The organism is Streptomyces anandii JCM 4720, assembly GCF_014650655.1.
Lineage (GTDB): Bacteria > Actinomycetota > Actinomycetes > Streptomycetales > Streptomycetaceae > Streptomyces > Streptomyces anandii.
This window is the reverse complement of sequence record NZ_BMVJ01000008.1, coordinates 204,846-217,577: the sequence shown is the minus strand read 5'-3', so window position 1 is coordinate 217,577 and position 12,732 is coordinate 204,846. Positions and strand designations below refer to the sequence as shown.

The window sequence follows — 12,732 nt, the reverse complement described above, 5'->3', positions numbered from 1 at the left end:
AAGAGAGGGCGAAGAGAGGGCGAAGAGAGGGCGAAGAGAGGGCGAAGAGAGGGCGAAGAGAGGGCGAAGAGAGGGCGTGGACAAAGATGACGGGCGGGACGAGGGGCCGAGGCGTCGGTGACCCGGCCCCCTGGGTACCGGGCGGGTCAGCCCTTGACCGCGCCCTGCATGATCCCGCCCACGATCTGCTTGCCGAAGATCGCGAAGACCAGCAGCAGCGGCAGCGTGCCGAGCAGCGCGCCCGCCATGATCAGGGACTGGTCGGGGGTGTAACCGCGGCCGAGGCCCGCGACGGCCACCTGCACCGTGGGGTTGCCGGTCTGGGTCAGCACCAGGAACGGCCACAGGAAGTCGTTCCAGGTCTGCACGAACATCAGCATGCCGAGCACGGCCATCGCCGGCCGCGCCGCCGGGAAGACCACGTGCCACACCACGCGCCAGCTGCTCGCGCCGTCCACCCGGGCGGCCTCGATGATCTCGTCCGGCAGCGCCTGGATCAGGTACTGCCGCATGAAGAACACACCGAACGCGCTGACCAGCGACGGCAGGATCACCGCCTGGAGCTGGTCGGTCCAGTCGAGCTTCGCCACCATCATGTACAGCGGGATGATGCTCAGCTGCGGCGGCACCATCATCGTGCCGATCACGATCAGCATCAGCGCGCCCCGGCCGCGGAAGCGCAGCTTGGCGAAGGCGAACCCGGCGATCGTCGACAGGAAGACGATCGTCCCGGCCGAGATGCCCGCCACGATCGTGGTGTTGAGGAACGCCTTGCCGAGGTTGGCGTCCGACCAGGCCACCTGGAGGTTGTGCATCAGGTTGGAGCCGAACCAGAACGGCGGCGGGGTCTGCGCCAGGCGGTTGTTGTCCCGGGAGGCGGCGATCGCGGACCACACCAGCGGGAACAGTGAGCCGATGGTGAACAGCACCAGGATCACGTACGCGACCGGGCCGGCGTGCAGCTGCCCGCCCGCGCGGGCGGCCTTGGACCTGAGGCCCCGGCGGGACCGCGCGGGCGGGGCCGCGGGCTCGGGTCCGCGCTCGGGACCGGGTTTCGTCAGGGTCGTCGTCACGGCCGTACTCCTTAACTACTGGCGCGCAGCCGGCGCGAGATGACGTAGTTGACGATGCCGATCACGATCAGGATCAGGAACATCGTCCAGGCGATCGCGGAGGCCCGGCCCAGGTGCTGGTTGACCCAGCCCTGCTCGTAGAGGTACAGGCCGAGGGTCTGGAACTGGTGCTCCGCGCCGCCCGAGGCGCCCTTGTTGGCGTCGAACAGCAGTGGCTCGCCGAAGACCTGGCTCGCGCCGATCGTCGAGACCACGGCGGTGAACAGGATCGTCGGACGCAGCTGGGGCAGCGTGACGTGGAAGAACTGCTGCCAGCGGTTGGCGCCGTCCAGCGCCGCCGACTCGTACAGGTCCTGCGGGATGGCCTGCATCGCGGCGAGGTAGATCAGCGCGTTGTAGCCGGTCCAGCGCCAGATGATGATCGAGGACACGGCGATCTGCGAGGGCCACTTGTCGTTCTGCCAGTCGATGGCGTCCACGCCGACGGAGTGCAGCGCCCAGTTGATCACGCCGTAGTCGCGGCCGAAGAGCAGCACGAAGACCAGCGAGGCGGCGGCGATCGAGGTGGCGTACGGCGCGAGCATCACGACCCGGTAGAAGGTCGACGCCCGCAGCTTGTAGTTCAGGATGTGCGCCAGGCCCATCGCCATCAGCAACTGCGGGACCGTGGAGATGATGCCGATGGTCAGGGTGTTCTTCGCCGCGTTCCAGAAGAAGTCGTCGTCGAAGATCCGCGTGTAGTTGCGCAGGCCCGCCCACTGCATGTCGGTCGGCGCGGTCAGCTCCACCGTGTGCAGCGAGGCCCACGCCGTGTAGATCAGCGGGAACAGGCCGAACGCGACGAACAGCAGGAAGAACGGCGAGACGAAGGCGTACGGACTCCACCGCACGTCCCGCTGCCAGCGACGGGACAGCCGGGACCGGCGCCGCAGCTCCGCCTCGTCGTGCACCGCGCCCGTGGCCGGGCGGCCCGGGGCCGCGCCCCCCTCGACGGGGGGCGCGGCGGTGTCGTGCCGGGTGGCCATACCGGTCACTTCTCCAGGTTGTTGTCGATGGTCTTGGTGGCCGTGTTCCAGGCGTCGGCCGGCGACTTGCCCTTCGTCACCAGGATGACGCCGTTGTCCGTCAGACCCTGCTGGATGATCTGGTCCTTCGGGCCGATCACCTGCGGCGGGATGGCCTTGGCGGCCTCCGCGAAGATCTTGCCGATCGGCGCGTCACCGGTCATCTCGTTCTTCGCGTCGGTCACCGCGGGAAGGCTGTAGGCGCCGGTCGAGCTCGGGAAGCTGCCCTGAACGCTGAACAGCTTCGCCTGCTGGGCGGGGGCGGTCAGCCAGGCGACGAAGGCCTCCGCCTCCTTCACGTGCTTGCCGCTCTTGGGCACGGCGAGGAAGGTGCCGCCCCAGTTGCCGGCCTTCGGCGCGGCGGCCACGTCCCACTTGCCGGCGGCGTCGGGCTTGGACTTGCCCTTGAGGTAGCCGAGCATCCAGGGCGGGCAGGCGACCGTGGCGAACTTGCTGTTGGCGATCGTCTGGTCCCAGGCCGGCTGGAACTGGGTCTGCGACTGGACCAGCCCGTCCTTGGCGGCGTTGGCGGTCAGGTCGAAAGCGCTCTTGACGGCCGGGTTGGTCTTGTAGATGACCTGGCCGGAGGAGTCGTAGAACTTCTTGTCCTCACTGCTGAGGACCGCGTTGAGCAGACCGCCGGGGGAGTCCATGAAGTAGGTGCCCGAGGGTGCCTTCTTCTTGTACTGCGCTCCGACCGAGACCAGCTTGTTCCAGTCGCCCGCCCACAGCTTGCCGACCGCCTCGCGGTCGGTGGGCAGGCCGGCCTTCTGGAAGAGGTCCTTGCGGTAGCAGATCGCCAGCGGGCCGATGTCGGTGCCCAGGCCGACGGTCTGGCCGTCCTTGGTGGTGGCCTGCTGCCACTTCCAGTCGACCCAGGAGCTCTTGTTCACGCCCGAAACCTTGGAAAGGTCCACGAGCTTGGACGCCTGGGTCTGCACGACCTCGGCGATGTTGCCCACCTCGACGGCCTGGACGTCCATCAGGCCGCTGTTGGTGGTCAGGTGGTTGACGAGCGCCGGGTAGTAGTTCTCGTTCCGCTCGGTGACGTTCTCCTGGATCTTGATGTCGGGGTGGTCCTTCTCGTACTCCGCGTAGAGACCGGCCTCCTTGAAGCCCTGGGTGCCGAAAAGTCCCAGCGTGAGGGTGGTCTTGCCACTCCCACTGCCGCCACCGTCCGACGAGCCGGACTTGTCTCCGCTGTCGCTGGCGCAGCCGGCCAGCAGCCCGGCGCCCAGCGACGCGGCTGCCGCCAGGACCACCGCCTTGCGGGCGGTACGGAAACGTGCTCGCATTGCGTCCTCCTGTTGCCCTGACGTGCCGACCCCCCGGCCAACTGCATGTTGGGCCCGTTCATGTTCTCGCGTGCGGCTCGGGCGGGGAACGTGCGGGTTGTGTATGTGTCAGGTACCGTGGGAGCGCTCCCATCGGTGATGTGTTGAAGAGTCGCGGGTTCCCACTTGGGTGTCAAGGGTGTGAGCGAGTGGAGATGCGTTCGGTTATCGGGCTGTTAACTAACGGCCGCCGGAGGGGCGTTCCGCCGGCCGCCGGGGTACGTTTCCCCGCCCGCCGGCCCGCGCGCGGGTGCGTGAGCGGGTGCGTGGGCGGGTCGGCGCGGCGACCGGGTACGGCCGTCCGGCGGGCGGGGCTGTTAGATTCCAGGCCAGCGAGGTGTCGACGGCGGGGAGGCGGAGCCATGGCAGGCCACGGAGCGCGGGGCCGGAGCGGCGGTCGGCCGACGCTCGAGGAGGTCGCCGCACGGGCCGGTGTCGGCCGCGGCACGGTCTCGCGGGTGATCAACGGCTCGCCCCGGGTCAGCGACGCGACCCGCGCCGCCGTCGAGGCGGCCGTCGCGGAGCTGGGCTACGTCCCCAACACCGCCGCCCGCGCCCTGGCCGCCAACCGCACCGACGCGATCGCCCTCGTCGTGCCCGAGCCGGAGACCCGTTTCTTCGCGGAACCGTACTTCTCGGACATGCTGAAGGGTGTCGGCGCGGAACTGTCCGACACCGAGATGCAGCTGCTGCTGATATTCGCGGGCAGCGACCGCGAGCGGCAGCGGCTGGCCCAGTACCTGGCGGCGCACCGGGTGGACGGCGTCCTGCTGGTCTCGGTGCACGCCGACGACCCGCTCCCGGACATGCTGTCCCAGCTGGAGATCCCGGCCGTGATCAGCGGCCCCCGCTCGGCGGGCGAGACCCTGACCTCGGTCGACTCCGACAACTACGGCGGCGCCCGCTCGGCGGTGGAGCACCTGCTGGCCCGCGGCCGCCGCCGCATCGCCCACATCACCGGCCGCATGGACGTCTACGGCGCCCGCCGCCGCGTCGACGGCTACCGCGACGCCCTGCTCGACGAGGGCCTGGGCGTGGACGAATTCCTCATCGAACAGGGGGACTTCACCGAGGAGGGCGGCCGCCGCGCGATGTCCCGGCTGCTGGAGCAGGCCCCCGACGTGGACGCGGTCTTCGCTGCCTCCGACGTCACCGCGGCCGGCGCCCGCCAGGTGCTGCGCGAGGCGGGCCGCCGCATCCCGGACGACGTCGCCCTGGTCGGCTACGACGACTCCGCCATCGCCCGCCACATGGACCCGCCCCTGACCAGCGTCCGCCAGCCCATAGAGGAAATGGGCCGCGCGATGATCGACCTCCTCCTCACCGACATCGCCGACCGCCGCCCGGCGGCTTCCCGCGGCCTGGAACGCCGGCATGCGGTGCTGCCTACGGAACTGGTGGTACGGACGTCGTCCTGAGGGGACGGCGGGAAGCTGGGGGGCAGCGCGCCGCTCCGCACGCGGGGCGCTGTCGGCCGGCGGCCGGCCGCTGTCGCCCCAAACAAATCAGCCGGTTACCGCGATGCGCACATCGCGGTAACCGGCTGATCACCAAGGGTGAGTGACGGGACTCGAACCCGCGGCATCCTGGACCACAACCAGGTGCTCTACCAGCTGAGCTACACCCACCATGACCGGCAGCGGTTGACTTTGTCGTTTCCCCGACCGGCCGAGAAAAAGTGTACAGGGTCCGAAGGGGTGCTCGCGCACGACTTTCGCGGCGCCCCTTCGTGGACCGCTGTCACCCCTGCTGAGCAGGCAGGACGTACTTGGCCGCGATCGTCTTGGCGGTCTCGGAGTCGGGGCCGGGCTGGGGGACGAAGACGGCTTCGCGGTAGTAGCGCAGCTCGGCGATGGACTCGCGGATGTCGGCGAGGGCGCGGTGGTTGCCGTTCTTCTCCGGGCTGTTGAAGTACGCCCTCGGGTACCAGCGGCGGGCCAGCTCCTTGATGGAGGACACGTCGACGATCCGGTAGTGGAGGTAGCCCTCCAGGTCCGGCATGTCGCGCAGCAGGAAGCCCCGGTCGGTGCCGACGGAGTTCCCGCACAGCGGGGCCTTGCCGGGCTCCTTCACGTACTCCCGGACGTAGGCCAGGACCTGCTCCTCGGCGTCCTTCAGCGTCGTGCCGCCGGCCAGCTCCTCGAGCAGCCCGGACGCGGTGTGCATCTGACGCACCACCTCCGGCATCGTCTCCAGCGCCGAGTCCGGCGGCCGGATGACGATGTCGACCCCTTCGCCCAGCACGTTCAGCTCGGAGTCGGTGACGAGGGCGGCAACCTCGATGAGCGCGTCGTCGGACAGCGAGAGGCCGGTCATCTCGCAGTCGATCCACACCATGCGATCGTTCATGTGTCTAACCTTACGGCTCCCCACCCCGCCCCGACCCCGCCCGTGCGGGCACGAAGGTCATCGGGGGTGCGGGGGAGCTCGTGTCCCACCGAGTCGGGTGGGTGGGAATGACGGGGGGTCCCGGGGACAAGCCCCGGGACCCCCCGTTTCAGCTGCCGCTCCGCGGCCCCGGCACGCTGCCCGACAGGGCCGCCGGCGCCCGCCGGGCCTGGTGGGGCACGGACCCCTCGGGGTGCAGACCGGGCACCGGCGCCCCCGGCCCGCCGCCGGGCAGCCCCAGCGGTCCGCCCGCACCCCCGGCCGGCCCGCCGCCGGGCGCCGCGGCCCCGGCTCCCGCCGGCCCCGCGGGGCCGTTCACCGCGTCGCCCTCGGCCGGCCGCTCACCTTGCGGCCTGCGCGCCCGGTACGCGGCCCGGTACGCCGCGGGCGACGACCCGAGCTGCCGCCGGAAGTGCCCGCGCAGCGCCACCGGCGAGCGGAAGCCGCAGCGCCCCGCGACCTCGTCGACCGAGTAGTCCGACGTCTCCAGCAGCCGCTGCGCCTGCAGCACCCGCTGGGTGATCAGCCACTGCAGCGGCGCGCTCCCGGTGAGCGAACGGAACCGCCGGTCGAACGTACGGCGGCTCATGTACGCCCGTGCCGCCAGCGTCTCCACGTCGAACTGCTCGTGGAGGTGCTCCAGCGCCCAGGCGACGACCTCGGCCAGCGGGTCGGCGCCGATCTCCTCCGGTAAAGACCTGTCCAGGTAGCGCTCCTGGCCTCCGCTCCGGCGCGGCGGCACCACCAGGCGGCGGGCCAGCGCACCGGCCGCCTCGTTGCCGTGGTCGGTGCGCACGATGTGCAGGCACAGGTCGATCCCGGCCGCCGTACCCGCCGACGTCAGCACGTCGCCGTCGTCGACGAACAGCTCCCGCGGATCGACGTGCACCGACGGATAGCGCTTGGCCAGCGTCGGTGCGTACATCCAGTGTGTGGTCGCGGGCCGGCCGTCCAGCAGCCCGGCCGCCGCCAGCACGAAGGCCCCGGTGCACAGGCCCACGATGCGGGCGCCCTCTTCGTGCGCCCGGCGCAGCGCGTCGAGCGCCTCCTCCGGTGGCGGGGAGGTGATCGAGCGCCAGGCCGGCACGACGACCGTGCCCGCCCGTGAGATCGCCTCCAGGCCATGCGGCGCGGTGAGTTCCAGGCCCCCTGTGGTCCGCAGTGGGCCTTCCTCGCCGGCCGCCACCAGAAGGCGGTAGCGCGGCACGCCGGCGTCCTGGCGGTCAACCCCGAACACCGACAGCGGTATGGAACTCTCGAAGATGGGGCCGCCGCTGAACAGCAGCACCGCGACGATCTCCTTGCGGCGTCGCCCGGACAGTTTCCGGGCCGCGTTTTCCGGCGCGGCAGTGGAGTCGTGGCTCATACTGCTAAGCCCCCCTCGGTGGTCGCGGCTCCTCGGTTGTGTCGCTCCTGCACGTTTCCCCTCGGTCCTGCACGAGTCCCCCGCCGTAAAGACAGTCAAGATCGAATCTACTGCGTCCCGCCGTGCCGCGGTGACCAGTTCGCCACCCAGCACATTGTCGACATGGCAACTTGGCGTGAAGCATTCGATCACGAAGCGTTGCACTCGGGGAGCGTGCAGGGAAGTGCGCCTCGTCGCGGTGGCCAAACCCCGTAGGGTGCGCGGGGCCGCCAGGACCCTTTCAGTGCAGGTCGAACGGGGGTTGGGGGGTACTTCACCCGAGGGATGCGCGAGTTCCGGAAGTTGGCTGAAAAGATACGGGCGCGTGCGCGGAAACCGGTCAGTTGACCGGTGTCGTCCCGCCGGGATGGCGACCGCCCCGATGGGCTCCCGTACCCGTCCTGTGATGCCTGCCACGGTGCGGGGCGCGCTCCTCGGCGCGCATCCTCGCCGCCCCGCGCTCCGACTGGCGCAGCAGCACCCGGCACACCCCCGTGACGGCCGCGAGGCCGAGGGCCGTGCCGGTGGCGCCGGCCAGCGAGGCGCCGTACCAGAGGAGGACCACCGGCACGAGGACGCAACTGAAGGCGGCCCAGCGCACCACGTCGCTCGCCGTGTCGCCGCCCGCCGGGTCGGGCGCGGCGGGCGGCGACGGGCGTCGCCCGGGGGCGCTACGGGGTGCGGACACGGCGTGCTCCCTACGGCGGCCGACGGCGGTACACCGGGTTCAACGCCTGTTCGACGGGCCGGTCACTGTGCGGTACCGGTACGGCCCTCTCACCCGTACCCGAGACGGGCGCGCGGGGGCAGGTGAATCCTGTGCGAACCGCCTGTACGGGGCAGCGGCCATTGCGTTACGGGCGTCGCTCGTGCATGCTCCGGGGAACCGCCACGGAGAGTGCGCGGGATGTGGGCGAAGGAGGCGTGCCGCCGTACCCTTGGGGGTATGGGGACGGGAAGACGATTCCCGGACACAGCTCCGCCGCACACCGTCGTCCCCGACAAAGGATCACAACGCCGAGACAGCCATGGCCGGTCACGAATTCTTCGAACCCGCGGACCGCAAGCGCCCCGTCGCCGACCCCACGGCGGCCGACCCCCTGGCGGCCGAAGAGCCGCGCCGGTCCTGCGATCCGGCGTTCAAGCACGGTGTGGTCGTCGGTTTCGACGGGTCGACCTCCAGCGAGCGGGCCCTCGCCTACGCGATCGGGATGGCCCACCGCTCCGGGTCGGGGCTGATCATCGTGCACGTCGCCAACCGGCTGCCCACGACCGTCTGGGCGGGCTGCGAGCCCCCGGTGTTCGTGGACGTGCCCGACCACCGCACCGAGGTCCTCGGCCTCGAACTGGCCTGTGCGGAGTACCTGGCCGAGGTGCCCTGGATCCTGGTCGAGCGCGGCGGCGACATCTGCCACGAACTCGAAGAGGTCGGCAAGGAGTACGAGGCGGACGCGATCGTCGTGGGCTCCACGCACGGCATCGTGGGCCGCCTCTTCGGCTCGGTCGCGGGACGGCTCGCCAAGCGGGCGCAGCGGCCGGTCGTCGTCATTCCCTGAGCCGGCCAACTCCCCTTCCGCTGTCGCGTGTTCCCGCGCCAAAGCGTGAACCTACTGACGCGTAGAGGTGTTTGTGCCTTTGTGAAGGGCATATACCGGTCACCGCAGCATCGCACGCGCACGAAGGGAGCCCGCCGTGGACAACGACGTCACCGCGGGAAGCACCACCGCCGTCGCCGGACGGCTCGCCCTGGGGGTCACCCTGCTGGCCTTCGGCCTCGGGTACACCCGCGTCATCCATGGAGTCACGGCGGACGACGCCGTGACGGTCGCTCACTACGTGGGCGGAGTCGCCCTGTTCGTCGTGGGACTGCTCGCCCTGCGCGAGCACGACACGGCCGACGGCACCGCCTTCGCCGCGCTCGGCGCCCTCTGGTTCACCTGGGCCATGTCGGCCGGCAACCGGATCTCCGGCAACGGCACGGGCCTGTTCCTGGTCCTGTTCGCGCTGGTGGCCCTGACCTCGGCCCTCGCGGGCGGCGAGCAGCTCGCCCAGGCCACCTACGGGCTGTTCTTCGTCTCCCTGGTGCTGCTGGCCGTGGCCCGGTTCGCGGGCAACGACACCCTCAGCAAGGCCGGCGGCTGGTTCGCCGCGGTGGCGGGCGCGGTGGCCTGGTACGCGGCGACCGCTGCCCTCGCCCACTGGCCCACGGCCCTTCCGCGACGCGCTGCCGGCCGGGGGGTGACGGCCACCGGCTGAGCAGCCGCAGGCCGGGGTACTGGGCGGCCCCGGCCCGGAGAGGAGCGACCCCCTGTGCTGGTGGCACACAGGGGGTCGTTCACGAGACCGGCGGACCTACTCCACCGTCACCGACTTGGCCAGGTTGCGCGGCTTGTCGATGTCCCGGCCCAGGGCCAACGCCGTGTGGTAGGCGAGGAGTTGCAGCGGGATGCCCATGAGGATCGGGTCCAGCTCGTCCTCGTTCTTGGGCACCACGATCGTCCGGTCGGCCTTCTCCTGCTCCTGGTGGGCGACGGCGAGGATCCGGCCGCTGCGGGCCTTGATCTCCTCCATGGCCGCGCGGTTCTTCTCCAGCAGGTCGTCGTCCGGCACGATCGCCACCGTCGGCAGGGCGGGCTCGATCAGCGCCAGCGGGCCGTGCTTGAGCTCGGAGGCGGGGTAGGCCTCGGCGTGGATGTAGGAGACCTCCTTGAGCTTCAGGGAGGCCTCGCGGGCCACCGGGTAGCCGCGCACCCGGCCGATGAAGAGCATCGAGCGGGCGTCGGCGTAGCTCTTCGCCAGCTCCTCGATGTCCTCCTCCTGCTTCATGATCTCGGAGATCTGCTCCGGCAGCTTCCGCAGGCCCTCGATGATCCGCTTGCCGTCGCGCACCGACAGGTCGCGGATACGGCCGAGGTGCAGCGCGAGCAGCGCGAAGGCCACGGTGGTGTTGGTGAAGCACTTGGTGGAGACCACGCACACCTCGGGCCCGGCGTGCACGTAGATGCCGCCGTCGGCCTCGCGGGCGATCGCGGAGCCGACCACGTTGACCACGCCCAGCACCCGCGCGCCCTTGCGCTTGAGTTCCTGCACGGCAGCCAGCACGTCGTACGTCTCACCGGACTGGGAGACCGCGACGTACAGCGTGTCGGGGTCCACGACCGCGTTGCGGTAGCGGAACTCGGAGGCCGGCTCGGCGTCGGCGGGGATGCGGGCCAGCTCCTCGATCATCTGGGCGCCGATCATGCCCGCGTGGTAGGAGGTGCCGCAGCCGAGGATCTTCACCCGGCGCACCGCGCGCGCCTCGCGGGCGTCGAGGTTGATGCCGCCGAGGTGCACGGTGGCGAACCGGTCGTCGATGCGGCCGCGCAGCACCCGGTCCACGGCTTCGGCCTGCTCGTGGATCTCCTTGTGCATGTAGGTGTCGTGGCCGCCCATGTCGTAGGAGGCGGCCTCCCACTCCACGGTGGTGGGCTCGGCGGTGGTCCGCGTGCCCTCGGTGGTGTAGGTGCGGAAGTCGTCGGCCTTGAGGGTGGCCATCTCGCCGTCGTCGAGCGTGACTATCTGGCGGGTGTGGGCGACCAGCGCGGCGATGTCCGAGGCGACGAACATCTCCTTCTCGCCGATGCCCAGCACGACCGGCGAGCCGTTGCGGGCGACCACGATCCGGTCGGAGAAGTCGGCGTGCATGACCGCGATGCCGTACGTCCCCTCGACCAGGCGGAGGGCGGCGCGGACCTTCTCCTCCAGCGTCTCGGCCTCGGAGCGGGCGATGAGGTGGGTGAGCACCTCGGTGTCGGTCTCGGAGAGGAACTCCACGCCGTCCGCCTCGAGCTTGCGGCGCAGGTCACCGGCGTTGTCGATGATGCCGTTGTGCACGACGGCGACCTTCTCGTCGGCCGACATGTGCGGGTGGGCGTTCACGTCGGAGGGGGCGCCGTGGGTGGCCCAGCGGGTGTGGGCGATGCCGGTGGTGCCCTTGAAGCGCGCCGGGACCTTCGCCTCCAGGTCGCGAACCCGGCCCTTGGCCTTGACCATCCTCAGGCCCGCCGTCCTCGGCGAGGTGACGACGATGCCCGCCGAGTCGTAGCCGCGGTACTCCAGGCGCTGCAGGCCCTCCAGGAGCAGGGGCGCGACATCACGCTTGCCGATGTATCCGACGATTCCGCACATACAGGTACCTTTTCCCCGAGTCTCTGCCGGCCTCAGCCGTAGACGATCCGCCGCAGCTGCCGGAGCGAGAGCTCGGGCGGCGCCACCGCGCGGTACTTCAGATCCGCCCCGATCCGTTCGAAGATCTCCGCGTTCACCAGGCCCTGGGCCTGCAGTTCGCGGTGGCGGCGACGGACGAACTCCTCGGTCGTCTCGTCGAAGTAGGCGAGCACGTCCTGGACCACCCGCAGTGCCTCGCCCCGGTTCAGGGGCGTGGAGCGCGTCAAGTGATCAACAAGTTCGTCGTGCACCCGGTGGATTCTGGGGGACCGGCGACGCTTTCGCAAGAATCCTGCCCGATTTCGGGCAGGGTGCTGTTGGGGTTCTTATGAACCCCTGTTCGCGCGCTGTCCATCCGGCGTCCCAGATCCCGTAGCGGATGTGGACCACTTTCAGACGCCATGGACATTCCACGCATGGGAGTACCCGAGAAGCTCGCCGGGCGCATGAGCATGGCCGAGCAGCACGAGTACCTGCGGTCGCGGTTCTCGCGGCGCACGATGATCAGAGGCGGCGCGGTCACGCTGGGCGCCGTCACGGGTGGCGCGTTCGTGACGGGCGCGACCGCCCGGGCCGCCGTGCCCGGCCCGCGGACCGCGGTTTCCTCCGCCCCCTCCTCCACCGGTGACGTCGACGGCGCCCTCGTCGCCCCCTTCGGCCGCCACCTCGCCTACGGCGACGACCCGCGCACCGAGATGACCGTCTCCTGGCAGGTCCCGGTAGCGGTCCGCAAGCCGTTCATCCGCGTCGGCGCCCACCCCTGGGACCTCTCCCGGAGGATCCCCGCCGAGGTCCGCGCCCTGCACACCCCGGCCGGCGTCGGCGCGAGCGGCGACCGCACCCAGTACTACCTGCACGCCCGGCTCACCCACCTGCGCCCCGGGCGGACGTACTACTACGGCGTCGGCCACCAGGGCTTCGACCCGGCCGAGCGCCATCTGCTCGGCACCCTCGGCACCTTCACCACCGCACCCGCCCACAAGGAGCCGTTCACCTTCACCGCCTTCGGCGACCAGGGCGTCAGCTACCACGGCCTGGCCAACGACGCCCTGATCCTCGGCCAGAACCCGGCCTTCCACCTGCACGCCGGCGACATCGCCTACGGCGACCCGGCCGGCCAGGGCAAGACCTCCGACAGCGGCTTCGACTCCCGGGTCTGGGACCAGTTCCTGTACCAGACCGAGTCGGTCGCCAAGCAGGTGCCGTGGATGGTCAGTTACGGCAACCACGACATGGAGGCCTGGTACTCGCCCAATGGC

12 protein-coding genes and 1 tRNA gene are annotated in these 12,732 nt (G+C 70.6%); 4 read left to right on the top strand and 9 right to left on the bottom strand.

The window, feature by feature from the left end; all coding sequences use genetic code 11:
- Positions 1 to 146: 146 nt before the first annotated feature.
- Genes IE249_RS16860 through IE249_RS16850 form a run of 3 tightly spaced genes read right to left on the bottom strand, consistent with a single transcriptional unit; the run spans position 147 to position 3,432 of the window.
- Positions 147 to 1,073 (bottom strand): carbohydrate ABC transporter permease, encoded by a 927-nt coding sequence (locus tag IE249_RS16860; protein WP_189705638.1) that lies wholly within the window; start codon positions 1,071 to 1,073, stop codon positions 147 to 149.
- An 11-nt stretch (positions 1,074 to 1,084) separates the two neighbouring features.
- Entirely contained in the window at positions 1,085 to 2,098 is a 1,014-nt protein-coding gene (locus IE249_RS16855; protein WP_189705734.1) for a carbohydrate ABC transporter permease, read from the bottom strand.
- A 5-nt stretch (positions 2,099 to 2,103) separates the two neighbouring features.
- Positions 2,104 to 3,432, bottom strand: coding sequence for an ABC transporter substrate-binding protein (locus tag IE249_RS16850; RefSeq protein ID WP_189705637.1), 1,329 nt, complete (start codon positions 3,430 to 3,432; stop codon positions 2,104 to 2,106).
- Positions 3,433 to 3,833: 401 nt separating this feature from the next.
- Between IE249_RS16850 and IE249_RS16845 the strand changes: the two genes are divergently transcribed.
- Positions 3,834 to 4,889 carry a LacI family DNA-binding transcriptional regulator gene (locus IE249_RS16845; protein ID WP_189705636.1) on the top strand — a complete coding sequence of 352 codons (1,056 nt, stop codon included), beginning with the start codon at positions 3,834 to 3,836 and terminating at the stop codon, positions 4,887 to 4,889.
- 137 nt (positions 4,890 to 5,026) lie between these two features.
- On the opposite strand, the gene IE249_RS16840 is transcribed toward IE249_RS16845, so the two are convergent.
- The 4 genes from IE249_RS16840 to IE249_RS16825 all read right to left on the bottom strand — a co-directional run bounded on the left by IE249_RS16840 (position 5,027) and on the right by IE249_RS16825 (position 7,952).
- Positions 5,027 to 5,099: transfer RNA gene (locus IE249_RS16840), tRNA-His, on the bottom strand.
- Between the two features lie 112 nt (positions 5,100 to 5,211).
- On the bottom strand, positions 5,212 to 5,820 hold the full coding sequence (orn, locus tag IE249_RS16835) for an oligoribonuclease (RefSeq protein WP_189705635.1): 609 nt from the start codon (positions 5,818 to 5,820) through the stop codon (positions 5,212 to 5,214).
- A 148-nt stretch (positions 5,821 to 5,968) separates the two neighbouring features.
- Entirely contained in the window at positions 5,969 to 7,225 is a 1,257-nt protein-coding gene (locus IE249_RS16830) for a helix-turn-helix domain-containing protein (protein ID WP_189705634.1), read from the bottom strand.
- A gap of 379 nt (positions 7,226 to 7,604) precedes the next feature.
- The gene (locus tag IE249_RS16825; RefSeq protein ID WP_373304398.1) at positions 7,605 to 7,952 is read right to left on the bottom strand and encodes a hypothetical protein; all 348 of its coding nucleotides are present in this window, start codon (positions 7,950 to 7,952) and stop codon (positions 7,605 to 7,607) included.
- A gap of 340 nt (positions 7,953 to 8,292) precedes the next feature.
- Between IE249_RS16825 and IE249_RS16820 the strand changes: the two genes are divergently transcribed.
- Both IE249_RS16820 and IE249_RS16815 read left to right on the top strand, forming a co-directional pair.
- Complete coding sequence (locus tag IE249_RS16820) at positions 8,293 to 8,820, top strand: universal stress protein (protein WP_189705633.1); 528 nt, start codon at positions 8,293 to 8,295, stop codon at positions 8,818 to 8,820.
- Between the two features lie 136 nt (positions 8,821 to 8,956).
- Positions 8,957 to 9,520 carry a GPR1/FUN34/YaaH family transporter gene (locus IE249_RS16815; protein ID WP_189705632.1) on the top strand — a complete coding sequence of 188 codons (564 nt, stop codon included), beginning with the start codon at positions 8,957 to 8,959 and terminating at the stop codon, positions 9,518 to 9,520.
- A 96-nt stretch (positions 9,521 to 9,616) separates the two neighbouring features.
- Here IE249_RS16815 and glmS read toward each other — a convergent pair whose 3' ends face one another.
- Positions 9,617 to 11,434, bottom strand: coding sequence for a glutamine--fructose-6-phosphate transaminase (isomerizing) (gene glmS, locus IE249_RS16810; RefSeq protein ID WP_189705631.1), 1,818 nt, complete (start codon positions 11,432 to 11,434; stop codon positions 9,617 to 9,619).
- Positions 11,435 to 11,466: 32 nt separating this feature from the next.
- Positions 11,467 to 11,724 (bottom strand): hypothetical protein, encoded by a 258-nt coding sequence (locus tag IE249_RS16805; protein ID WP_189705630.1) that lies wholly within the window; start codon positions 11,722 to 11,724, stop codon positions 11,467 to 11,469.
- A 165-nt stretch (positions 11,725 to 11,889) separates the two neighbouring features.
- On the opposite strand from IE249_RS16805, the gene IE249_RS37550 reads away from it, so the two are divergent.
- Positions 11,890 to 12,732 (top strand): purple acid phosphatase family protein (locus IE249_RS37550; protein WP_229858693.1); only part of this gene is annotated, 843 nt, incomplete at its 3' end.